This window comes from Burkholderia sp. KJ006 (assembly GCF_000262695.1).
Lineage (GTDB): Bacteria > Pseudomonadota > Gammaproteobacteria > Burkholderiales > Burkholderiaceae > Burkholderia > Burkholderia vietnamiensis.
In genome coordinates, this window is sequence record NC_017921.1 from 71,060 (window position 1) to 94,837 (window position 23,778).

The window sequence follows — 23,778 nt, forward strand, 5'->3', positions numbered from 1 at the left end:
GCGGCCTGCGCTCAGTCGAGCGCGCGGCCGAAGATCTCGATCACTTCGTCCAGATGCTCGGCCATCGCGCGACGCGCGGCCTCCGGGTCGCGCGCGCGAATCGCGTCGAGGATCGCGCGGTGCTCCAGCTCCGACCGGTGCGGCATGTCGTTCGGCATGTAGAGCGACTGCAGCCGCTGGAACATCGGATCGTATTTGTGCGCGAGCAACTGCTTGATCATCAGCGCATAAGCTGCGTTGTCGCTCGCCTCCGCGATCCGGATATGAAACAGACGATCGCCCGGATGCGTGAGCGACCCGCTCTGGTTGTCTTCCTGGTTGCGCAGGAACGCGTCGCGAATCCCCTCGATCTGCGCGTCCGAGCCGTGCTGCGCGGCGAGCGCCGCCGCCTCCGGCTCGATCAGGCGGCGCGCCTGCAACAGCGCGAACGGCGGGATCTCGGTGTCGAGGTCGAGCGCGATGCCGAGCTCCGGATCGATCTCGACGATCGAGAACGGCGCGACCTTCGCGGCGGCAAGCGGCTGCGGCGCGGCAGCGGCCTCGCGCTGGCGCACCTTCACGCCGTCGCCGACGCGCACGCTGACGAGCCCGTTGACCTCGAGCGCGATCAGCGCCTCGCGCACCGACGTGCGCGACACGCCGAACCGCTCGGCCAGTTCGCGCTCGGGCGGCAGGTAGCTGCCCGGCGGGAAATCGCCGGACTCGATCATCGCACTGAGCTTGTCGGCGATCTGCTGGTACAGGCGGCGGTTCTGAATCGGCTGGATGGACATACTTCGATACGGATGAGCGGTTGTTTTGCGCACGGTCCGACGCATCGAGCGCCGGGCCGTGCGCGCCTATTCTATATGCCGGCCATCGCATCGCCCGGCACCGCATAGCAGCGCGCGGCCGTGCCGCCCCACAGCGCGTCGCGCTCGGCCGGAGACAGCCGCGCGGCGGCCCAGCGCTCGACCAGCGACGCCACTTCGTCATACGACGCCGCGAGAAGGCACACGGGCCAGTCCGATCCGAACATCAGCCGCTGCGGGCCGAACGCGGCGAGCGCCGCATCGAGGCATTGCTCGACGTGGCGCAGGTCCGGCGCGCACAGGCCGCGCCGCCAGTCCGCCTCGGTCACGAGCCCCGACAGCTTGCACACGACGTGCGGCAGCGCGGCCAGCTCGCGCAATTCGGCACGCCAGCGCGCGAACGCCGTCGCGTCGCGCTCGAATTCGGCGAGCGCCGGCTTGCCGGCATGATCGAGCACGAGCCAATGCGCGTCGTGCCGCGTGCAGAATGCGCGCAGGTCGCGCAACTGGCGCTCGAACACCAGCACGTCGTATACGTAGCCATGCCGTTGAAGCCACGCGACGCCGCGATTGAACGCGGGCTGCCCGACGAACGCCGCGACGTCGGCTTCGTCCTGCAGCTGATGGCGAAAGCCGCGCAGCTTTGGGCTGCGCCACGCGGCGACGCGCTCGGCCAGCTCCGGCGCCGCGAGATCCTCCCAGCCGACCACCGCCGCGATTCGCGCGTCGTCGCGCGCGAGCTCGAGCAGGAACGCCGTCTCGTCGCGCCCGGCGCGCGCCTGCACCGCGATCGACGCAGCGAGCGCATGCGCGTGCATCTGCGGCCACAGCGCAGCGGGCAGGTAGTCGCGGGCGAGCGCGTCCATTGCCGGGCCGATCCACGGATAGTCGGCCGCGCGATAACGCCAGAAGTGCTGATGGGAATCGATACGCACTGCGCTCATGGTGTCCTCGTGCTTCACCCCGCGTCGTCGCCGCGCGCAGCATCGTCGCGCGCCGCATGACGCTCAGTCGTACAGCACCGCGGTGATCTTCGGGTCGTCGATGTTGGTCTTGTCGTACCAGTAGAAGCCGGTGTCGATGACCTTCGGCAGCTTTTCGCCCTTGATCGCCTTCACCGCGGCTTCGACCGTCTTGTAGCCGATCCCGACCGGGTTCTGCGTGATCGCGCCGGCCATCAATCCGCTGCGGATCGCGTCCTTCTGCTGCTTGCCCGAATCGTAGCCGATGATCACGACCTTGCGCTTCATCTCGCGCACGCCGTTGACCACGCCGATCGCCGAGCCCTCGTTGGTGCCGAACAGCCCCTTGAGCTTCGGATACGCCTGCAGGATCGACTTCGTGACCTCGGTGGACTTCAGCTGGTCGCCTTCGCCGTATTGCACGGTCACCACCTGCACCTTCGGATGCGCGGCCTTCATCCGTTCGAGAAAGCCGTCGCGGCGGTCGATGCCGGTGCGGCTCGTCTGGTCGTGCGCGACCACGGCGACCTCGCCTTCGTCGCCGATCAGCGCGGCGAGCTTGTCGGCCGCGAGCGCGGCCGCCGCCTTGTTGTTGGTCGCGGCGGTGGTCACCGGAATGTCGCTGTCGACGCCCGAGTCGAACGCGATCACCGGAATCTTCTCCGCCTGCGCCTTCTTCAGCAGCGGCAGCGCGGCCTTGCTGTCGAGCGCCGCGAAGCCGACCGCGGCCGGCTTCTTCGCGATCGCCGCGGACAGCATGTCGATCTGCTTGTCGACCATCGCCTCGGTCTCGGGGCCTTCGAACGTGACCTTCACCTTGTAGTCCTTCGCCGCCTGCATCGCGCCGGCTTTCACGGCCTGCCAGAACTGATGCTGGAAGCCCTTCGAGATCAGCGGGATATAGGCTTCCTGCGCATGCGCGCCGGCCGTCACGCCGACGGCGAACGTCAGCCCGGCGATCGCGTTCAACACCTTGCTCCTGATCACTTCGCGTCTCCTTGGTTGTATCGACTGAAATGCCGGCCCGGCCGGCGATGAAGCGCATGCGGGTTTGCGTGTCTGCGTTCTTTCGTGCATCAGCGGCGGCGCCGGCGCAGGATGTCCACGTAGACGGCGAGGATGATGATCACGCCCGTGACGACCGTCTGCCACTCCTGCGCGACGGACATGATGCGCAGCCCGTTGGTCAGCACGCTCATGATGAACGCGCCGATGATGGTGCCGACGATGCTACCCGAGCCGCCCGATAGCGACGTGCCGCCGATCACGACCGCCGCGATCGCATCGAGCTCGTAGCCCTGGCCGAGCGCGGGCTGCGCGGAGTTCAGCCGCGACGCGATCAGCAGCCCGGCGATTCCGCACACGGCGCCGCCGAACGTGTAGACGGCGATCTTCCACGCATCGACGTTCACGCCCGACAGCCGCAGCGCTTCCTCGTTGCTGCCGAGCGCGAACGTGTAGCGGCCGAACAGCGTGCGGTTCAGCACGATCGACGCGCCGATCGCGACGACGAACAGGATCAGCACCGCGTTCGGAATCGGCAGCGCGGGGATCACGCTGCCGATCAGCGAGTCCTGCGCGATCGACGTGAAGCCGGGCGTGTCGTTGAAGTAGATCGGCCGCGTGCCGGAGATCACGAGCGACAGCCCCTTGAGCAGCATCATCATGCCGAGCGTCGCGATGAACGGCGGCACCTTCATCTTCGCGATCACGAAGCCCGACACGCAGCCCGACAGCGCGCCGCAGCCGAGCGCGGCGACGATCCCGAGCGGCAGCGGCATCCCCCAGTTGGTCAGCACGACGCCGGCCATCACCGCGCAGAACGTCATCAGCGTGCCGACCGACAGGTCGATGCCCGACGTGATGATCACGTACGTGCACGCGACGGCCAGCACGCCGTTGACGGCCGTGGCCTGCAGAATCGCGACGAGGTTGTCGACCTCGAGGAAGTTCGGCGACGCGAAACCGAAGAACACGATCAGCAGCACGAGGCTCGCGAACGCGAGCAGCTTCTGCCGCGCGGCCGGGTTGAACAGGCGCGACTTCAGGTTCGCGGCGCCGGCCGGCGTGTCGGCGGACGCGAGGGGCGGAACGGGATGCGTATCGTTGGACATGATCGGAGTGGACACCTGAATCAGGACAACACGGTCGACTCGCGCTGCGTCGCGAGCTGCATGATCTTTTCCTGCGTGGCGTCGGCCGCGCGCAGCTCGCCGGTCACGCGCCCTTCGCACATCACGAGAATCCGGTGGCTCATGTGCAGCACCTCGGGCAGCTCCGACGAGATCATCACGATCGCCTTGCCGTCCGCGGCGAGCGCGTCGAGCAGCTTGTAGATCTCGCTTTTCGCGCCGACGTCGATGCCGCGCGTCGGCTCGTCGAAGAACAGGATGTCGCAATCGCGCAGCAACCACTTCGCGATCACGATCTTCTGCTGGTTGCCGCCGGACAGCAGCCGCACCGGCTGCGCGACCGACGGCGTGCGGATCGCGAGCTGCCGCACGTACGCGTGCGCGGCGGCGCGCAGCGCGCGCGCGTCGACGAACATGCCGCGATGCACGAAGCGCGGCATGCTCGACAGCGCGATGTTGTTCTGCACGTCCATGCCGAGCGCGAGCCCGAAATGCTTGCGGTCCTCCGACAGGTAGCCGATCCCGTGCGCGACCGCGTCGGCCGGCGTGCGGATCGTCACCGGCTTGCCGTGCACGCGAATCTCGCCCGCGTCGACCGGGTCCGCGCCGAACACCGCGCGCGCGACCTCGGTGCGGCCCGCGCCCATCAGCCCCGCGAAGCCGAGAATCTCGCCGCGCCGCAACGTGAAGCCGACGTCGCGGATCGCGCGGCCGCGCGACAGCCCGCGCACTTCGAGCGCCACGTCGTTCGCGGACGTATCGGGCGGCGTGCGCGGCTGCGTATCGAGCTGGCGGCCGACCATCATCGCGATGATCGCGTCCATCGACGTATCGGCCATCGGCACGGTCGCCACCCATTTGCCGTCGCGCATCACCGTCACGCGATCGGCGATCTGGCGCAGCTCGTCCATCTTGTGCGAGATGTAGACGATGCCGACGCCGTGCGCCCGCAGGTCGCCGATGATGCGGAACAGCTCGGCGATTTCCGCGTTGTTCAGCGCGGCGGTCGGCTCGTCCATGATCAGCACGCGCGAGTCGAACGACAGCGCCTTCGCGATCTCGACCATCTGCTGCTTCGCGACCGTCAGTCGGCCGACCGGCGTGCGCGGATCGAGAGCGAGCCGCATCCGCGCGAAGATCGCGGCCGCGTCGCGGTTGAGCCGGTCCTCGTCGATGAACACGCCGAAGCGGCCGCGCGGCTCCCGGCCGATGAAGATGTTCTGCGCGACGCTCAGGTGGTTCATCAGGTTCAGCTCCTGATGGATGATGCCGATGCCGAGCGCCTGCGCCGCGCGCGGCTCGGCGATCTCCACCGCGCGGCCGTCGATCCGGATCTCGCCGCCGTCCTTCTGATACACGCCGGCGAGGATCTTCATCAGCGTCGATTTGCCCGCGCCGTTCTCGCCCATCAGCGCATGCACTTCGCCGGCGCGCAGGTCGAAGCGGCAGTCGTCGAGCGCGAGCACGCCGGGAAAGCGCTTGCTGACGCCGCTCAACGCGATCAGCGGCGGCGCGTCGTTGGGGTTCGGGTCTGCTCGCATCGGTCGCCGCCGTCAGTCGATCGCACGATCGAGATGCGTGTAACCGCCGTCGACGAACAGCCACTGGCCCGTCGTGTGCGACGCGCGCGCCGACAGCAGGAACACGGTGGTATCGGCGATCTCTTCCGCCGTCGTGAAGCGCTTGCCGAGCGGCACGCGGGCGGCGATGGCGGCGAGCTTCGCGTCCGGATCGTCGAAGCCGGCGATCCAGTTGCGGTACAACGGCGTCATCACCTCGGCCGGAATCACCGCGTTCACGCGCACGCCGTCGTCGCGCAGCGCGACGGCCCATTCGCGCGTCAACGCGAGCTGCGCGCCCTTCGACGCGCAATAGCCGCTCGTGTTGCCCTGCCCGGTGACGGCCGTCTTCGACGAGATGTTGACGATCGCGCCGCGCGTCGCCTTCAGGTGCGGCACGCAGTGATGCGCCATCGCGTAGTAGTGGATCAGGTTGCGCTCGAGCGACGCGACGAACGCGTCGCGCCCGGCGTCGAGCCCCACGCCGTCGTTGACGCCCGCGTTGTTGACGAGCCCGTCGATGCGGCCGAAGCGCGCGACGGTCTGCGCGACGCCGTCGCGGCACTGCGCGTCGTCCTGCAGCTCGACGCGCACGCACACGGCGCGCGGCTGCTTCCGTTCGACCGCACGCAGAAAGCCGTCGTCCGGGGCGTGGCGCGCGAACACCACCGGAATCGCGCCTTCGTCGGCCAGCCGCAACGTGATCGCCGCGCCGATGCCCGATGCGCCGCCGGTCACGATCACGACCTTGTCCTGCAGATCCAGATCCACTTCGCGTCTCCGTCGTTCGTATCGTCCATCTCGTCGCGCGACGTCGTGCGACGCCGCGCCGCCAGCACCCTGCGTCAGCCGCGGAACCGGTACTGCTCGAGCGAGTCGGGCTTCATCTCGATCGAGAAGCCGGGCGCGGTCGGCGGCATGTAGGCCGCGCCGCGCACGATGCACGGCTCGACGAAATGCTCGTGCAGGTGATCGACGTATTCGGCCACGCGCCCTTCCTTCGTGCCCGAGATGCACACGTAGTCGATCATCGACAGATGCTGCACGTATTCGCACAGCCCGACGCCGCCCGCGTGCGGACACACCGGCAGCCCGTATTTCGCGGCCAGCAGCATCACCGCGAGAATCTCGTTGACGCCGCCGAGCCGGCACGCGTCGATCTGCACGACGTCGATCGCGCCGCGCGCGATGAACTGCTTGAACAGCACGCGGTTCTGGCACATCTCGCCGGTCGCGACCTGCACGGGCGCGATCGCGTCGCGGATCTTGCGATGCCCTTCGACGTCGTCGGGGCTCGTCGGCTCCTCGATGAACCACGGCTTCGCGAACGCCAGCTCGCGCACCCAGTCGATCGCCTCGCCGACTTCCCACACCTGGTTCGCGTCGATCATCAGCTTGCGCGCCGGGCCGATCACGTCGCGCGCGATCGACACGCGGCGGATGTCGTCGTCGAGGTTCGCGCCGACCTTCAGCTTCACGTAGTCGAAACCGGCGTCGACCGCCTCGCGGCACAGGCGGCGCAGCTTGTCGTCGCCGTAGCCGAGCCAGCCGGCCGAAGTCGTGTAGCACGGGTAGCCGTCACGCTCGAGCGCCGCGATCCGCGCGGCCTTGCCCGGCGCCTGGCGGCGCAACAGGTCGAGCGCCTCGTCCAGCGTGAGGCAGTCGGTCAGGTAGCGAAAGTCGATCGCGCGCACGATCTCTTCCGGGCTCATGTCGGCCACCAGCCGCCACAACGGCTTGCCCACCGCCTTCGCCCACAGGTCCCACACCGCATTGACGACGGCGCCCGTCGCCAGATGGATCGCGCCCTTGTCGGGGCCGATCCAGCGCAACTGGCTGTCCGACGTCAGGTGCCGCCAGAAGCGGCCCATGTCCTCGTGGATCCAGTCGAGATCGAGGCCGACGACGAGGTGACGCATCGCCTCGATCGCCGCACAGCAGATCTCGTTGCCGCGCCCGATCGTGAACGTGAGCCCATGGCCCGCGAGCCCGTCGCGGTCGGTTTCGAGCACGACGTAGGCGGCCGAGTAGTCGGGGTCCGGATTCATCGCATCGGAGCCGTCGAGCTCGCGCGAGGTCGGAAAGCGCACGTCGAGGACGCGCATCGATCGAATGACAGGCATGGCGAACGCTCCGTTAAAGGGTTTCAGGCCTGCACGGTACGCTGGCGCTGCTCGCCGAGCCCGTCGATGCCGAGCGTGATGACCTGCCCGGCGCGCAGATAGACGGGCGGCTTCTGCCCGAGGCCGACGCCCGGCGGCGTGCCGGTCGAGATCACGTCGCCCGGCTGCAGGCTCATGAAGCGGCTCAGATAGCTGATCAGGAACGGCACGCGGAACACCATCGTCGCGGTCGAGCCGTTCTGGTAGCGGTGGCCGTCCACCTCGAGCCACAAGCGCAGCGCGTGCGGGTCCGGCACTTCGTCGGCCGTGACGAGCCACGGGCCGAGCGGGCCGAACGTGTCGTTGCCCTTGCCCTTGTCCCACGTGCCGCCGCGTTCGAGCTGGTACTCGCGCTCCGACACGTCGTTCACCACGCAGTAGCCGGCGACGTGCGACAGCGCTTCGGCTTCGTCGATATAGCGGCCGGGCCGGCCGATCACCACGCCGAGCTCGACTTCCCAGTCGGTCTTCTCCGAGCCGCGCGGAATCTCGACGTCGTCGTTCGGGCCGCAGATCGCGCTGGTCCATTTGCCGAACACGACGGGCTCCTTCGGCACCTCCATGCCGGACTCGGCCGCGTGATCCGAATAGTTCAGGCCGATGCAGATGAACTTGCCGACCCGGCCGACACAGGCGCCCAGCCGCGGCGTGCCGTCGACGAGCGGCAGCGACGCCGGATCGAGCTCGCGCAGCCGCGCGAGCGACGCGGGCGTGAGCGCGTCGCCGGCGACGTCGTCGATCACGCCCGACAGGTCGCGGATCCTGCGCTGCGCATCGAGCAGCCCCGGTTTCTCGTGGTGTTTGTCGCCAAATCTCAGCAGTTTCATGTCGTCCCAGCGAAACGGAAGTGGATGGAAAGGTGCGGGCGGCCGCCGCGGTCAGTTCGACCAGCCGCCGTCGATCACGTGAATCGTGCCGGTGGTGAACGACGCTTCGTCGGACGCGAGATACGCGGCGAGCGCGGCCACTTCGTCGGCGGTGCCGATGCGGCCCATCGGCTGGCGCGCGACGAAGGCCGCGCGCACGCTGTCGGTCGACACCTCGCGTGCGCGCGCCTGCTCGGCGATGCGCTGTTCGAGCGACGGCGACGCGATCGTGCCGGGGCAGATCGCGTTGCAGCGAATGCGCCGTTCGACGAAATCGGCGGCGACCGACTTGGTGAGGCCGATCACGGCCGCCTTGGTCGTGCCATAGACGAAGCGGTTCGGCACGCCCTTCACGCTCGACGCGGCGGACGCCATGTTGACGATCGACGCGCCGCCCGCCTCCAGCATCGCCGGCAGCAGCGCGCGGATCAGCCGGTACATCGACGTGACGTTCAGATCGAACGAAAACGCCCACGCGCGCTCGTCGCAGTCGAGGATCGAGCCGTGATGCACGAAGCCCGCGCAGTTGAACAGCACGTCGAACGCGCGTTCCCGCGCTGCCAGCGCCGCCACGTCGGCCGCAGCGGTCACGTCGAGCCGGCGCGTGGACAGCCGGCCGCCCGCACGTTGCGCATCGGCCGCGAGCTGCTCGAGCGCGGTGTCGTTGATGTCGGTCGCCAGCACGTCGGCGCCCTCGCTTGCGAACCGCAGCGCGGTCGCGCGGCCGATGCCCTGTCCAGCCGCCGTCACCAGCGCACGCTTGCCCTGCAATCTCATGAGCCCCTCCGGGAGAGCCGGTCGAGCCGGCCGATTGGCACAAAGGACCAAAGGTCCAACCAATCTTAGGAAGAGAATCCGGATTTGTCACGAACGTGGGATTCAGTGTTTTCCCGAGCGACAAAATCGGTCGCCAAACAGCGGAGAAGTCGGGAAACGAGCCTTCGCCGCGCCGCGCGATTGCCCGCAACGCCAATAGGCATGCGGCTCGCGCCGATTGGCGCGCGCGCGCCGCGAGTGCGGCCGGCACGAAACTGACAAAAAAGTCATGTTCGCGTCAGGCTGGCAACCGGGCGCGCACGGGATCATGGCGTCGTCGGCCGCGCCCTACCGGTCCACCGCAGCGTCCGCCGCCAAGTGCGGCGGGCATCTCCGTCCCCCGCGGGGTCCGACGTGCCCGGGCGAGCGGGCACGTTGGCGCGGGCCGATTTCGCGCCCCGGACGTTTAAGTCCGGGGCGCTTTTGTCGTGGGCGTTTTACCCGAAAACGCGCCCTCATTGTTTCTAAATCGGCAAAAGGTAATTTGAGCCAAACAGGATGTTTTTTCCCGTCACAGACGCTTACATTTAGCGCACCACTCATGGAAACCGCTACGGATTCGCGCTCGGGTAGTGACATCCACTGCCATCGACGAAACCGCACTGCGCTTTAGGAAACGGCAAAATGAAGGCACCCCAATCCATGCCTGCGCTTGATCCCGCCGACGTCCACGTCGAAATTCTCGAACGTTCCGATACGCTGCTGGTGGTTCGCTGGGTCGAACCCGGCCGCTGCCATTACGGCGAACAGCGCTGGCGCCGCCGCTTCGCGCAACGCACCGGCACCTGCGCGCTGTCGCGCCAGGTGATCCAGCGCGGCGACGAAGTGTTCCGCCCGGCCGAACGCCCGGCACCCGCCAACGCGGCCGCGATGATCTCCGCGGCCGAAGTGCTCGCGCTGGCCGGCAACCGCTAAGCGCGCGGCGGCGCCGCCACGTCGGCGGCTGCGCGACGCGCAAGCGGCGCGCCGATTCCCCGTCTCTGCTGCCCGTGTCATCCGACGCGCACGCCGTGGGTATCCGCACGCACGGGCGTCGCGCCGGCATGCAGCCGAGTCGGCCGACGTGACGTCGCGGCGCGCTGCGACTCATTGCACAGGCGGAAACGAAAGCACGATGAAAGGCTGGATCGGCGCCGCACTGTTACTCATCAGGAAACAATCTATCGTCAAAATCAGCGTTTACCCTGAACGACCCGGTGACTAAGATTCAACCCAATCGCTGCAGACATGGTGTCGCAAGCGAATCAAATAAAACACCGGAGGTCATCATGAAATCGCTCGTTTCCGCAGTCGTTGCCGCTGTTGCGCTGTCCGCTTCGCTCGGCGCGTTCGCTCAAAGCACCGTGACGCGTGCGCAAGTGCGCAACGAACTGGTTCAGCTCGAAAAGGCCGGCTACAAGCCGGGCCTCGCGAGCCCGTATTACCCGACCGACATCCAGGCCGCCGAAGCGCGCGTGCACGGTGCGGACGCCAGCGGTTACGGCGCGCAGCCGGCGCCGGTCGTCCATTCGGGCGCCCCGGCGGCAGCAACGTCGTCGAACGCCCGCGACTCGGTTTTCTTCGGCCAGTAAGCCGACGCGCCCTCGGCGGGCGCACAGCGCCTGACGCGCTGAAGCAGTACCCGGACGAGCCCGTCAAGCGGGCTCGTCTTGTTTTGCGATACGCATACCTCCGCCGCCCGGCAACGGGTGGCTTCGCCCGGACGCACCGCGTCCGGGCGCTTTTTCCCCGCCGAGGTAGATGCGGCCAAGCCGTGCGCCGTCAACGCGGCGCGGCCACGGCGCCCAGCGTTCGCGACAACACGCGCCAGCGCGACAGCAATTCGTCACGATCGACGTAACACCCTTGCAGATGCCGGCGACCGGTCGCCGGATCGAACTCGGTGCGCGCATGCAGCACGCGGCGGTTGTCGAACGCCCACATGTCGCCCGCGCGCAGCCGGCGCTGCACGCGAAACCGCGACTCGCGCGCCAGCACGAGGAAGCGCCGGTACGCGCGATAGACGGCGGCGACCGCATCGGCCGGCGCATCGAGCGGCCCGCGCAGGAAGTTCGCGACGCGCACCTCGCTGACGTTGCCGCGCGCATCGAGCCCGATCACGGGCGCGGAGCAGCGATAGTCGCTGTGCGCGCTCTTGTTCCAGAACTCGAACGGCGTCGACGCGAGGCGCTCGAAATCGGCCGGACGTTCGCGTCGCAGTGCGTCGGCGAGCGCGAAGCCGTCGATGAACACGCTGTCGCCGCCCGTCGCGTCGTTGGCGAGGCAATGCAGGAACTGCACGCCCGGCTGCAGCTCGCGGGTCGGCAGGTCGGTGTGCGGCGGCAGGTTCAGCGACGTGTACGCATTGCTGTCCGGCCGCGGCTTCGATTCGACGTCGAACAGCACGCCGAAATTGCTCTCGCGGATCAGGCCGACGCGCCGCGCGACGTCGGCGACCCGCCCGCGCTCGGCCGGCACGCCTTCGACGAGCGTCAGGCCGGTGCGCTGTAATGCGCCGAGCCATGCGTGCAACGCGCCGTCGTCGTCCATCAGATCGCGCCACGCGAACACGCCGAGCGCCGCGGCATCGTCGCCGAGCCATACGTGCGGCCCGTGCGCCGCGTGGCGTTCGGCGCGCGATGCGTCGTCATATGCATGTGTGCGCAACCAACCGGGCGACCACGCGCTGCGATGCCCGTCGTTCCATTCGACGTGCAGCGCGCCGTCGCGGTCGACGTGCACGGCGCGCGCGGACAGATCGGCGCGCGCATCGGCGATCTCGAACACCTGCTCGCGCGTCAGCGCATGCACGCACGCGGCGCACGCGCAGTTGTCGCGCAGCCAGTCGAAGTGGAACGGCGAACGGCGCGCGTCGCTCCACTCGACCTCCACCGCGGCGTCGCCGAGCGTCGCCGCGGCGATCGTCGCGTCGGCGGAAAAGGTCCGCCAGTCCTCGATACGGTGTTGCGCTGCCTGCATCGTTGCCTCCCGGAAACGCCCGCTACGCGTGTGGTGCGAGCAGAAACCCGCCGATCATCCGGTGCATCCGCGCCGCCTGCGGGCTCGTTCCGAGCGCGCGCCAGCAGCCGTGCACCAGCCCTTCCCCCATCCAGTACCGCGCCACGCCGCCGGCCGCGACGATCCGTTCGACGTAGACGCGCGCATCGTCGCGCAGCGGATCGTGCTGCGCGCCGATCGCGAGCACCGGCGGCAGCCCGTCGAAGCGCGACGCCACGAGCGGCACCGACGCGCGCAGCAGCGGATCGGCGCTCAGTGCGGCTGCGTCGGCCTGCGCCCAGTACAGCGCGCGATAGCGACGAACGTCGTCGAGCGTGAGCATCCGCGCATGCGCTTCGGTGTCGCGCGCCGGTGCCTGCGGCTCGATGCCGAGCAGCGGATACGCGAGCGCGATGCCGTCGAGGCCCGCTTCGCCGGCGTCGCGCAGCGCGGTCGCGACGGCCGCCGCGAGATTGCCGCCCGCGCTGTCGCCCGCGAGCGTCAGCGGCCGCGCGCACGGGCCGAACGGCCAGTGCGCCGCATCGCGCGCGGCGCGCGTGACGGCCAGGCAATCCTCGAGCGCGGCCGGCGCGCGATGCTCGGGCGCGAGCCGGTAAGCGACGGCGATCACCGCGAGCCCGGTGTCGGCCGCGAGCTGCGCGGTGATCAGCGCATGGCTGTCGAGCGAGCCGACGACGAAGCCGCCGCCATGGAAAAACAACACGGTGCCGCGCGGTGCGCCGTGCGCCGGCGCGTAGCGCCGCAGCGCGATCGCGGGCCCGTGCGGCGCGCGCCATAAGGCGTCGTGGCGCACGATGCCCGGCGGCAGCTCGGGAGGCGTCCACGCGGCCGCGAAGCGATCGTAGATGCGGCGTTGCTCGGCCGGCGAGCGCGCGGCCGTGCCGGCCGGATACGCGGCGTCGACTGCGGCGACGAACGCTGCGATTTGCGCTTCGAGCATCGCGTGCGCGCCGTCGTTCGCCGCGTCAGCGGCGCGGCGGCAGGCCGATCATGCGCCCCGCGTAGGCGGGCGCCGCGCAATCGAGCTGCAACGCGTGCAAGCCGGCCACGCGCGCGGCCACGTCGTCGTCGAACGGCGCCGATTTCGCGCCGCCGCGCGTCGCGACGTGCAGCAGCATCTGCTCGCTCGCCGCCACCGCGGCGTCGTACCCGTCGGCGAACAGTTCGAGATACAGATGCAGCCGCTTCGCATCGTGCGCGAGCACGCGCACGTCGACGCGCACGCGCGCGCCCTCCTTGATTTCCTGCAGATAGTTGACGTGCGCTTCGAGCGTGTAGACCGAGCGGCCGCGCTCGCGACGCGCGGCGTCGTCGAGGCCGATCCGGTCCAGCAGCGCGTCGGTCGCGAAGCTGAAGATCAGCAGATAGAACGCATCGCGCAGATGGCCGTTATAGTCGACCCACTCGGGCCGCACGACGTCGTGGTAAATCGTCAGCGGAGTATCGCCGGTCATGTTGGTTCAATCCTCGAATCGCATCCCATACCGCGCCTTCACCGTCGCGATCGCGTTGAGCACCTCGGTGATGCACTCGTCGCGATAGCGCTCGAGCTCCTTGATGCTGCGCGTGCCCTGCTGTTCGCGGGTGCCGTCGACGACGCGGTCGATCAGCGCATCGGTCAGTTGCGGCGCGACCAGCTTCGTCCACGGCAGTTCGAGCGCGGGGCCGAACTGCTGCATGAAGTGTCGCATGCCCGCGTCGCCGCCCGCCAACGTGTAGGTCAGGAACGTGCCCATGAACGACCAGCGGATGCCCGCGCCGAAGCGGATCGCGTCGTCGATCTCGCCGGTCGTCGCGACGCCTTCGTCGACGAGATGCAACGCCTCGCGCCACAACGCCTCGAGCAGCCGGTCCGCGATGAAGCCCGGCACCTCCTTGCGCACGTGCAGCGGCCGCATGCCGAGCGTGCGATAGATCGTCATCGCCGCTTCGACGGCCTCCGGCGACGTGCGCTCGCCGCCGAGCACCTCGACGAGCGGCAGCAGGTAGACCGGATTGAACGGATGGCCGACCACGCAGCGCTCCGGATGGGTGGCCCGCGCATAGAAGTCGCTCGGCAGCAGCCCGGACGTCGACGACGCGATGATCGCGTCCGGCTTCGCCGCGCGGCTGATCTGCTCGTGCAGCTCGAGCTTCAGCGCTTCGCGCTCGGGCGCGCTTTCCTGGATGAAGTCCGCGTCGGCGACGCACTCCGCGATCGTCGCTGCGAAACGCAGCCGCGCCGGGTCCGCGCCCGGCGCGAGGCCGACGCGCTCCAGCGCGGGCCATGCGTTCGCGACGCTCGCGCGCAGCCGCTCCGGCGCGCCCGGCGCCGGGTCCCACACGACCACGTCGAGACCGTGCGCGAGCGCACGGCAAATCCATCCGCTGCCGATCACGCCGGTGCCGATCGCGGCGAACGTCCTGATGTCGGTCTTCACTGCCATGTCAATGCATCCTTCGAAGCGAGGAAAATCGGACGGCGCGCGCGCAGCTGCGCGCCGCCGCAATGAATCGCTGAACTGCTGAACCGGCGCTCAGGCGAATTCGGTGATCGGGCGGCGCTCGAGCGCGCGCTCGCCGCGCGCCGGCAGGCCGAGCTTGCGACGCCCTTCGGCCGGCGTCAGCACGCGCCCGCCGAGGCGTTCGACGATTTCGCGCGCGCGCTCGACCAGCGTGCCGTTGGTCGCATGGACGCCGCGATCGAGCCAGATGTTGTCTTCGAGGCCGACCCGCACGTGGCCGCCGAGCAGCATCGCCTGCGCGACCATCGGCATCTGCATGCGGCCGATGCCGAAGCCGGCCCAGTGCGCGCCGGGCGGCAGATTGTCGACCATCGCCTTCATCGTGCCGGTGTCGGCCGGCGCGCCCCACGGGATGCCGAGGCACAGCTGGAACAGCGGCGGATCGTCGAGCAGCCCTTCCTTCAGCAGCTGCTTCGCGAACCACAGATGGCCCGTATCGAAGATCTCCAGCTCCGGCTTCACGCCGAGCTCCTGGATGCGCCGCGCGCCGGCGCGCAGCTGCGCGGGCGTCGACACGTAGATGTAGTCGCCGTCGCCGAAATTGAGCGTGCCGCAGTCGAGCGTGCAGATCTCGGGCAGCAGCTCCTCCACGTGCACGAGGCGCGTGAGGCCGCCGACGAGGTCGGTGCCCTGGCCGAAGCGCATCGGATCTTCGCCGGCGCCGATCTCCAGATCGCCGCCCATACCGGCCGTCAGGTTGATGATCACGTCGACGTCGGCCGAGCGGATCCGGTCGACCACCTCGCGGTACAGGTTCGGGTCGCGGCTGCCGCGGCCCGTGTGCGGATCGCGCACGTGGCAGTGCGCGACGGTCGCGCCGGCCTTCGCCGCTTCGATCGCGGCGGCCGCGATCTGCTTCGGCGTGACCGGAATCGCCGGATGCTTGCCGACCGTATCGCCCGCACCGGTGACCGCACAGGTGATGATGACTTCATTGTTCATGCCGCTTGCCCTCGCTTGATTCGGTTCGTGTCGTTCAGTTTCCGCAGTGCCGCGTCACAGGCCGAGATAGGCCTTCACCGCCGGCAGCCCGTCCTTGCCGTCGAACGTCTTGACGCCGGCGAGCCACGCACCGAGCACCTGCGGGTTCTTCTTCAGGTAGGCCTTCGCCGCGTCGGACGGCTTGGTCTTGTTCATCACCGACTGCATCAGCTGGTTCTCCAGCTGCGTCGTGAAGCGCAGGTTCTCGACCAGCTTGCCGGCGTTCGGGCAGCGCGAGATGAAGTCGGAGGCGGTCAGCGTGTACACGCGCGCTTCGCCGTAGTTCGGGCCGAACGCCGCGTCGCCGCCGGCCAGATAGTTCATGCCGATCTGGATGTTCATCGGATGCGGTTCCCAGCCGAGGAACACGACCCACTTCTTCTCGCGGATCGCACGCTCGACCGTCACCAGCATCCCGGCCTCGCTCGACTCGACCAGCTTGAAGCCGCCGAGGCCGTACTGGTTCGTGTCGATCATCTTCTGGATCGTCGCGTTCGCGCTGCTGCCCGGCTCGATCCCGTAGATCTTGCCGTCGAGCTCCGCGCGATGCTTCGCGATGTCGTCGAAGGTCTTCAGGCCGGCCTGGTATTCGTAGCTCGGCACCGCGAGCGTCGCCTTCGCGCCCGACAGGTTCGGCGGCTCGACCACGTTGATCGACTTGCTGTCGAGGAACGGCTGCAGCTGCTTCTGCTGCACCGGCCACCAGTAGCCGAGCGACACGTCGAGCTGCTTGCTCTTCAGGCCGGCGAACGAGATCGGCACCGACGCGATCGTCGTCGTGGGCTTGTAGCCGAGCCCTTCGAACACCGTCGACGCGAGCGCCGTGGTGGACGTGATGTCGGTCCAGCCGATGTCGGCGAAGCGGACGTTGCGGCAGCTCGCCGCCTCCGTCTCGGCCTGCGCGGCAGTCGCGCATGCGCCGGTCGCCAGCACGGCCGCGGCGAACGCGGCGATCTTTGTCGACTTCATGGTCTTCTCTCCCGGTTGGACCGATGTCCGACGGGTTCGCGGAAGTGCGTCCCGGCCTGCATCGTGGGAGTAAAAGTAACGGGCCATATTGCCCGCAAGGCGACCGCCGGCGACCTGTTCTTGACTGTTTGCGACTATGAGTGGAAACCACTACGCGCGCGCAGCGGCTTGTGCGGCGGGGGTTTTACGGCGATCGCGGCGGGCGGGCGGTTGTCCGGATGCGGCGTCGGGACGGTGACGCGGAGGCGCCGCAACGGCGACGCGTCAGCGCCGTACGTCGACGTAGGTTTCGCGGCAGATGGCGCGCAGCGCGTCGACCAGCAGATCGCGCGTCGGCGCATGCGGTTCGGCCGCGCGCGTGAACAGCGCGATCGGCGGCAGCGTCCAGACCAGCGAGTAAGGCACGATCGCGACGCCCGCGATGCGCACCATTTCCTCGGCGATATCGGCCGGCACGATCGACACCGCATCGTCGCTCGACGCGATCATTTCGCCGATCAGCTTCGACGAGTAGCTCTCGACGATCGGCACCGGCGGCGCGATGCCGGCCGACAGGAACAGGTCGGTCACCTGCTCGCGCATCGGCGTGTGCGGCGCGCCGAGAATCCAGTCGAGCGCGCGCAGCCTCTCCCAGTCGAGCGGCATGCGGGCCAGCTTCGCGGCCAGACGCCGGCTCGCGATCATCCGCGGCTGCTGCTGATACAGCACTTCGAACGACACCTGGCCGAGATCGATCGCCGACGACGCGCGGCCGATCACCAGATCGACGCTGTGATCCTTCAGCTGCAGCAGCAACTGGTCGCTGGTGCCCTCGTGGATCGTCACGGTCAGACGCCGCTCCATCCCCGCCTGCAGCCGCTTGAGCGCCGCGGACAGCATCTGGCCCGAAATGAACGGGATCACGCCGATGTGCAGGTGGGCCGCATGGCCGGCCGCCACCGCCTCCATTTCGTGGGCCAGATGCTCGAGGTCCTTCAGCATCGCCTTCGCGCGCTCCAGCACGACCGCGCCGAGCGCGGTCGGCCGCATCCCGCGCGACGAGCGCTCGAACAGCGGCGTGCCGAACATGCTCTCCAGCTCGGACAGCGCGTTGGTCACGGCCGGCTGGCTGCTGGCCATGTGCTCCGCGACGCGCGTCAGCGAGCCGTGCTGCTGGATCTGCAGCAACAGCATCAGATGCCGCATCTTCAGCCGCGCGCCGAGGCGCCGGACCACGTCGTTTGCGTCGAATGTCACCTTGGGACCGCCGCACTATCAGGAAAAAGTGATGGCCCGATATTAAAACAGAATCATCTCCTTATGGCCGATCCCTAGAATGGCCGTCATCGATCGCGTCGGGACTGGCCTGACGCACCTGCCCGGACCCAAAACATGAAACAGACAGAGACTCAGCAGCAAGCCGCGTACGACTATCACGAGTTTCCGACGCCGGGGAAGATCTCGGTCGTCGCCAGCAAGCCGCTCGTGACGCAGCGCGATCTGGCGCTGGCTTACACGCCGGGAGTCGCGAGCGTCTGCGAGTCGATCGCCGCCGAACCGCTGAACGCGCATCGCTTCACGAGCCGCGGCAATCTGGTGGGCGTGATCACCAACGGCACGGCGGTGCTGGGTCTGGGCAACATCGGCGCGCTCGCGTCGAAGCCGGTGATGGAAGGCAAGGCCGTGCTGTTCAAGAAGTTCGCCGGGATCGACGTGTTCGACATCGAGATCAACGAGACCGACCCGGACAAGCTGGTCGACATCATCGCCGGCCTCGAGCCGACCTTCGGCGGGATCAACCTCGAGGACATCAAGGCGCCCGAGTGCTTCACCGTCGAGCGCAAGCTGCGCGAGCGCATGAAGATTCCGGTGTTCCACGACGACCAGCACGGCACCGCGATCACCGTCGCGGCCGCGTTCATCAACGGGCTGAAGGTGGTCGGCAAGTCGATCTCGGACGTGAAGGTCGTGACCTCGGGCGCCGGCGCGGCCGCACTCGCCTGCCTCGACCTGCTCGTCGACCTCGGGCTGCCGATCGAAAACGTGTGGGCGACCGACATCGAAGGCGTCGTCTACCGCGGCCGCACCACGCTGATGGACCCGGCCAAGGAGCGCTTCGCGCAGGAAACCGATGCGCGCACGCTGGCCGAGGTGATCGGCGGCGCCGACATCTTCCTCGGCCTGTCGGCCGGCGGCGTGCTGAAGCCGGAGATGCTGAGCGCGATGGCCGCGCGCCCGCTGATCCTCGCGCTCGCGAATCCGACGCCGGAGATCTTCCCGGAGCTCGCGCATGCGACCCGCGACGACGTCGTGATCGCGACCGGCCGCTCGGATTTCCCGAACCAGGTCAACAACGTGCTGTGCTTCCCGTACATCTTCCGCGGCGCGCTCGACGTGGGCGCGACCACGATCACGCGTGAAATGGAAATCGCCGCGGTCCACGCGATCGCCGGTCTCGCGCAGGAAGAACAGAGCGACATCGTCGCGGCGGCCTATGGCGGCGACGAGGTGTCGTTCGGCCCGCAATACCTGATTCCGAAGCCGTTCGACCCGCGCCTGATCGTCCGTATCGCGCCGGCGGTGGCGAAGGCCGCGATCGAAGGCGGCGTCGCGACGCGCCCGCTCGCCGACCTCGACGCGTACGTCGAGCAGCTGCAGCAGTTCGTCTATCACTCGGGCGCGTTCATGAAGCCGCTGTTCGCGGCCGCGCGCCAGCTGGTGCGCGACGGCGGCAAGGCGCGCATCGTGTTCACCGAGGGCGAGGACGAACGCGTGCTGCGCGCGGTGCAGGTGATCGTCGACGAGAAGCTCGCGCGTCCGATCCTGGTCGGTCGCCCCGAGGTGCTGCTCGCGCGCATCGAGCGCTTCGGGCTGCGCCTGCGGCTCGGCCAGGACGTCGAGGTCACCAATCCGGAATACGACGAGCGCTTCCCGCAGTACTGGACGACGTATTGGGAACTGCGTTGCCGCGACGGCATCTCGAAGGAGATGGCGCGCGTCGAGATGCGCCGGCGCCTGACGCTGATCGGCGCGATGATGGTGCGGCTCGGCGATGCGGACGGGATGATCTGCGGGACCGTCGGCGAATATCACAACCACCTGCGCTTCGTCGACGAAGTGATCGGCAGGAAGCCCGATGCGTCGACCTACGCGGCGATGAACATCCTGCTGCTGAACCAGCGGACCGTCGCGCTCGTCGATACGCACGTCAACGACAACCCCGATGCGGAGCAGATCGCCGAATTCACGATCGCGGCGGCGCGCCAGATGGAATGGCTGAACCTGACGCCGAAGGTCGCGCTGCTGTCGCGTTCGAACTTCGGGTCGGGGAGCGCGGCGTCGGGCGCGAAGATGCGCAACGCGCTGGAGATCATCCGCGCGCAGGCGCCGGACATCCAGGCCGACGGCGAGATGCACGGCGACTGCGCGCTCGACGAGTCGCTGCGCTTGCGGCTGCTGCCGATGTCGCCGCTCAAGGGTGCGGCAAACCTGCTCGTGTGCCCGAACGTCGACGCCGGCAACATCGCGTACAACCTGCTCAAGACCGAAGCGGGCAGCAACGTCGCGGTCGGGCCGTTCCTGCTCGGCGTCAATGCGCCGGTGAACATCCTCACGTCGAGCGCGACCGTGCGGCGGATCGTGAACATGACCGCGCTGACGGTGATCGAGGCGAATCGCAACGCGGCGGCGTAACGACCACGGACGAGGGGCGGCCGAGGCGGCCCCTCGTCCGGTGCTGCGCACCGCCCGTTGCGCTTATACGATGCGCTCCAGCGCAGCGGCGAAGCGCGCCACCGCCGCATCGACGTCATGCAGCTTGTCGAGGCCGAACAGGCCGATGCGGAAGGTCTTGAAGTCGGCCGGCTCGTCGCATTGCAGCGGCACGCCGGCCGCGATCTGCACGCCCACGTCGGCAAACTTCTTGCCGGAACGGATCCCGTCGTCGTCGGTATAGCTGACGACCACGCCCGGCGCCTCGAAGCCTTCGGCCGCCACGCTGCGAAACCCCTTCTGCGCGAGCAACGCGCGAATCCGCGCGCCGAGCTCGAGCTGCTCGGCCTTCACCTTGTCGAAGCCGTACGCCTGTGTTTCGGCGATGACGTCGCGCAGCGTCGCGAGGCTGTCGGTCGGCATCGTCGCGTGATACGCGAAGCCGCCGTTCTCGTACGCCTCCATGATCTGCAGCCACTTGCGCAGATCGCACGCGAAGCTGGTGCTGGTGGTCGCGTCGATCCGCTCGCGCGCCAGCGCGCCGAGCATCACCAGTCCGCAGCCGGGCGAGGCGCTCCAGCCCTTCTGCGGCGCGCTGATCAGCACGTCGACGCCGGTCGCCTCCATGTCGACCCACACCGTGCCGGACGCGATGCAATCGAGCACGAACATCCCGCCGACCGCATGCACGGCGTCCGCCACCGCGCGCAGATACGCGTCGGGCAGCATCATGCCGGAGGCGGTCTCGACGTGCGGCGCGAACACGAGATCCGGCTTGTGCTCGCGAATCGCGGCGACCACTTCGTCGAGCGGCGCAGGCGCATAGGCGGCCTGCCGGCCCGGCTCGACCGGACGCGCCTTCAGCACGATCGCTTCGGACGGAATGCCGCCCATCTCGAAGATCTGCGACCAGCGGAAGCTGAACCAGCCGTTGCGGATCACGAGGCATTTGCGGTTGGTCGCGAACTGCCGCGCGACGGCCTCCATGCCGAAGGTCCCGCTGCCCGGCACGATGGCGACGGCCTTCGCGTGGTAGACCTGCTTCAACGCAGCGGAAATGTCGCGCATCACGTGCTGGAAGCGCTGCGACATGTGATTGATCGACCGGTCGGTGTACACCACCGAATATTCGAGAAGCCCGTCGCGGTCGACATCGGGAAGTAATCCTGGCACGTTCGCCTCCGGTAAAGAATCTGGCATGGGATGAGCGCGCGCGGCATCCGGGCGGACGCCGCCGCTGCAATGCAACATCGGATGACGGTTGCATCGACGACGACCGATTCTAGCGAAAGCCGCTGCGCTTGGTACGACGGGGCGCGGAGGCGCGCTGCGCGTTGCCGCGCCGCTCGCCTACCTCGGCCACCGCCAGCTCGGCTCCGACAGATGTTCGGCGAAGAAGTCGGACAGCGCGGCGATCTTCGCCGGTCGGGCGCGCGCGGAAGGCGTGATGAAGTACAGGCCGCCCTTGGTGAGCGACCAGTCGGTCAGGATCGCTTCGAGCCGGCCGTCGGCCAGATATTCGCCGGCGATGAACTCCGGCAGCTCGCCGATCGCGAGCCCTTCGAGCAGCGTCGGCAGCAGCGCGTCGGAATTCGTCACGCGCAGCGGCCCGTCCGGCAGGATCGGTTCTTCTTCGCCGGCGTCGTTCGTGAAGCGCCACACGTCGCTGTGCGCGCGGTACGCATACGACAGGCATGCGCGCCCGGCCAGATCGCGCGGATGCGTCGGCCGGCCTTCGCGCGCCAGATAGGCCGGCGACGCGACCACGTATTGCGTCACCGCGCACAGGCGCCGCGCGACCAGCGACGAATCGGGCAGCGCGGCGATCCGCAGCGCGGCATCGAAACCGTCGGCGATCAGATCGACCGACGCATCCGACAGATGCAGGTCGATCGACACTTCCGGATAGGCGCGAAAGAACGCCGGCAACAGCGGCGCGACCCAACGCAGGCCGAACGACATCGGCACCGCGAGCCGCACGAGCCCGCGCGGCTGCACGGCCATCTCACGCGCGGCGCTCTCCGCTTCTTCCGCGTGGCGATACATGTCGCCCGCCTTTTCGCACAAGGTCCGGCCGAACTCGGTGAGCGCGAGCTGCCGCGACGTGCGGTTGAAGAGCCGCCCGCCGAGCCGGTCTTCCAGGCGCGCGACGCCGCGCGACACGGTCGCCACCGACACGCCCATCGAGCGGGCCGCCGCCGCGAACGAGCCCTCCTCGGCGACCTTCGCGAACATTGCGAGCCCCTCGAAGTCAGGCAATCTGGCCATTTCCCCTCATCTTTTCATTTATGCAACGTTGGCTTGCAATCAATTCTATTTCGAAAGCCTGGGTGCGTCGATATTCTCCTTGCATCGCAGCACGTAACACGAACCCACTCATCCAGATATCGAAAGGAGAAGCACCATGGCACGCAAGCTCGACAACAAGATCGCACTCGTCACCGGTGGCACCAGCGGGATCGGCCTCGCGACCGCCCAGCGCTTCGCCGCGGAAGGCGCGCACGTCTACGTGACCGGCCGCCGTCAGGCCGAACTCGACGCCGCGGTCGGCTCGATCCGCGACAACGGCGGCAGCGCGACCGGCGTGCGGATCGACTCGACGAAGCTCGACGAACTCGACGCGCTGTACGCGCAGATCGGCGAAGAACGCGGCCGCCTCGACGTGCTGTTCGCGAACGCGGGCGGCGGCTCGATGCTGCCGTTCGGCAGCATCACCGAAGAGCACTTCGACGACACGTTCGATCGCAACGTGAAAGGCGTGCTGTTCACGGTGCAAAAGGCGTTGCCGCTGCTCGCCGACCGCGCGTCGGTGATCCTCACCGGCTCGACGGCAGCCAGCGCCGGCACCGCGGCGTTCAGCGTGTATGCGGCGTCGAAGGCCGCGGTACGCTCGTTCGCACGCAACTGGATTCTCGACCTCAAGGAGCGCGGCATCCGCGTGAACACGATCAGCCCCGGTGCGACGCGTACGCCGGGCCTGCTCGACCTCGCCGGCCAGGACGCCGCGCAGCGTCAGGGGCTCGCCGACTATCTGGCTTCGCTGATTCCGATGGGGCGCCTCGGCGAACCCGAGGAAATCGCGGGCGCTGCGCTGTTCCTCGCGTCGGACGATGCGAGCTTCGTGAACGGCATCGAGCTGTTCGTCGACGGCGGTCAGCAGCAGATCTGAACATGATGAGGCTGCAGCGGTTAGACCGGCGGCACGCGCCACGCCGAGACGCCGGTCAGCGCTGCCGCCGCGCGCCGGGGCCTCATCCGCCTCGGAAATTTCGCGACCGTCTACAACACGCAATTCGGCGAGCTGCCGTCGGCGACCGCACGCCGAGCGTTTCGCGGGCCAGTCGACGCA

General features: G+C 68.5%; 22 protein-coding genes. 4 read left to right on the forward strand and 18 right to left on the reverse strand.

The genetic code is table 11. The annotated features are described in order from the left end of the window. Positions 1-11: 11 nt before the first annotated feature. From MYA_RS14530 to MYA_RS14570, 9 genes are all read right to left on the reverse strand, one after another. Positions 12-773: a FadR/GntR family transcriptional regulator gene (locus MYA_RS14530; RefSeq protein WP_014723942.1), complete on the reverse strand. Its 762-nt coding sequence runs from the start codon at positions 771-773 to the stop codon at positions 12-14. A 71-nt stretch (positions 774-844) separates the two neighbouring features. Next, on the reverse strand, positions 845-1,735 hold the full coding sequence (locus tag MYA_RS14535; protein ID WP_014723943.1) for an amidohydrolase family protein: 891 nt from the start codon (positions 1,733-1,735) through the stop codon (positions 845-847). Between the two features lie 63 nt (positions 1,736-1,798). Beyond that, positions 1,799-2,740: an ABC transporter substrate-binding protein gene (locus MYA_RS14540; protein ID WP_011880733.1), complete on the reverse strand. Its 942-nt coding sequence runs from the start codon at positions 2,738-2,740 to the stop codon at positions 1,799-1,801. An 89-nt stretch (positions 2,741-2,829) separates the two neighbouring features. Beyond that, positions 2,830-3,867, reverse strand: a complete 1,038-nt coding sequence (locus MYA_RS14545) for an ABC transporter permease (protein WP_011880734.1) — start codon at positions 3,865-3,867, stop codon at positions 2,830-2,832. A 20-nt stretch (positions 3,868-3,887) separates the two neighbouring features. Then, positions 3,888-5,426, reverse strand: coding sequence for a sugar ABC transporter ATP-binding protein (locus MYA_RS14550; RefSeq protein ID WP_014723944.1), 1,539 nt, complete (start codon positions 5,424-5,426; stop codon positions 3,888-3,890). A 12-nt stretch (positions 5,427-5,438) separates the two neighbouring features. Then, entirely contained in the window at positions 5,439-6,215 is a 777-nt protein-coding gene (locus MYA_RS14555) for an SDR family oxidoreductase (RefSeq protein WP_011880736.1), read from the reverse strand. A 74-nt stretch (positions 6,216-6,289) separates the two neighbouring features. Continuing rightward, positions 6,290-7,567, reverse strand: coding sequence for an L-fuconate dehydratase (locus MYA_RS14560; RefSeq protein WP_014723945.1), 1,278 nt, complete (start codon positions 7,565-7,567; stop codon positions 6,290-6,292). A 23-nt stretch (positions 7,568-7,590) separates the two neighbouring features. Continuing rightward, positions 7,591-8,433 carry an ureidoglycolate lyase gene (locus MYA_RS14565; RefSeq protein WP_014723946.1) on the reverse strand — a complete coding sequence of 281 codons (843 nt, stop codon included), beginning with the start codon at positions 8,431-8,433 and terminating at the stop codon, positions 7,591-7,593. A gap of 51 nt (positions 8,434-8,484) precedes the next feature. Next, positions 8,485-9,249, reverse strand: coding sequence for an SDR family oxidoreductase (locus MYA_RS14570; RefSeq protein WP_011880739.1), 765 nt, complete (start codon positions 9,247-9,249; stop codon positions 8,485-8,487). 663 nt (positions 9,250-9,912) lie between these two features. On the opposite strand from MYA_RS14570, the gene MYA_RS14575 reads away from it, so the two are divergent. Together MYA_RS14575 and MYA_RS14580 are read left to right on the forward strand one after the other, a co-directional pair. Beyond that, positions 9,913-10,203, forward strand: a complete 291-nt coding sequence (locus MYA_RS14575) for a DUF3331 domain-containing protein (protein WP_011880740.1) — start codon at positions 9,913-9,915, stop codon at positions 10,201-10,203. A 353-nt stretch (positions 10,204-10,556) separates the two neighbouring features. Then, complete coding sequence (locus MYA_RS14580) at positions 10,557-10,859, forward strand: DUF4148 domain-containing protein (RefSeq protein WP_014723947.1); 303 nt, start codon at positions 10,557-10,559, stop codon at positions 10,857-10,859. Between the two features lie 190 nt (positions 10,860-11,049). On the opposite strand, the gene MYA_RS14585 is transcribed toward MYA_RS14580, so the two are convergent. From MYA_RS14585 to MYA_RS14615, 7 genes are all read right to left on the reverse strand, one after another. Further along, a complete protein-coding gene (locus MYA_RS14585) occupies positions 11,050-12,246 on the reverse strand; it encodes a TauD/TfdA family dioxygenase (RefSeq protein ID WP_014723948.1) in 1,197 nt (398 codons plus the stop codon). A 22-nt stretch (positions 12,247-12,268) separates the two neighbouring features. Continuing rightward, complete coding sequence (locus MYA_RS14590) at positions 12,269-13,225, reverse strand: alpha/beta hydrolase (protein WP_014723949.1); 957 nt, start codon at positions 13,223-13,225, stop codon at positions 12,269-12,271. Positions 13,226-13,250: 25 nt separating this feature from the next. Then, positions 13,251-13,739: a thioesterase family protein gene (locus MYA_RS14595; protein ID WP_014723950.1), complete on the reverse strand. Its 489-nt coding sequence runs from the start codon at positions 13,737-13,739 to the stop codon at positions 13,251-13,253. 6 nt (positions 13,740-13,745) lie between these two features. Next, entirely contained in the window at positions 13,746-14,711 is a 966-nt protein-coding gene (locus MYA_RS14600; protein WP_014723951.1) for an L-carnitine dehydrogenase, read from the reverse strand. 90 nt (positions 14,712-14,801) lie between these two features. Next, a complete protein-coding gene (locus MYA_RS14605) occupies positions 14,802-15,731 on the reverse strand; it encodes a 3-keto-5-aminohexanoate cleavage protein (RefSeq protein WP_014723952.1) in 930 nt (309 codons plus the stop codon). 54 nt (positions 15,732-15,785) lie between these two features. Continuing rightward, positions 15,786-16,739 (reverse strand): choline ABC transporter substrate-binding protein, encoded by a 954-nt coding sequence (locus tag MYA_RS14610; protein ID WP_014723953.1) that lies wholly within the window; start codon positions 16,737-16,739, stop codon positions 15,786-15,788. 264 nt (positions 16,740-17,003) lie between these two features. Beyond that, positions 17,004-17,975 (reverse strand): LysR substrate-binding domain-containing protein, encoded by a 972-nt coding sequence (locus MYA_RS14615; protein ID WP_014723954.1) that lies wholly within the window; start codon positions 17,973-17,975, stop codon positions 17,004-17,006. 135 nt (positions 17,976-18,110) lie between these two features. Between MYA_RS14615 and MYA_RS14620 the strand changes: the two genes are divergently transcribed. Beyond that, a complete protein-coding gene (locus MYA_RS14620) occupies positions 18,111-20,411 on the forward strand; it encodes an NADP-dependent malic enzyme (protein ID WP_011880749.1) in 2,301 nt (766 codons plus the stop codon). A gap of 63 nt (positions 20,412-20,474) precedes the next feature. On the opposite strand, the gene MYA_RS14625 is transcribed toward MYA_RS14620, so the two are convergent. After that, on the reverse strand, positions 20,475-21,602 hold the full coding sequence (locus MYA_RS14625) for an aminotransferase class V-fold PLP-dependent enzyme (protein WP_014723956.1): 1,128 nt from the start codon (positions 21,600-21,602) through the stop codon (positions 20,475-20,477). Positions 21,603-21,779: 177 nt separating this feature from the next. After that, complete coding sequence (locus tag MYA_RS14630) at positions 21,780-22,697, reverse strand: LysR family transcriptional regulator (protein ID WP_034195485.1); 918 nt, start codon at positions 22,695-22,697, stop codon at positions 21,780-21,782. A 136-nt stretch (positions 22,698-22,833) separates the two neighbouring features. Between MYA_RS14630 and MYA_RS14635 the strand changes: the two genes are divergently transcribed. Next, on the forward strand, positions 22,834-23,598 hold the full coding sequence (locus tag MYA_RS14635; RefSeq protein ID WP_014723959.1) for an SDR family NAD(P)-dependent oxidoreductase: 765 nt from the start codon (positions 22,834-22,836) through the stop codon (positions 23,596-23,598). Positions 23,599-23,778 lie beyond the last annotated feature (180 nt).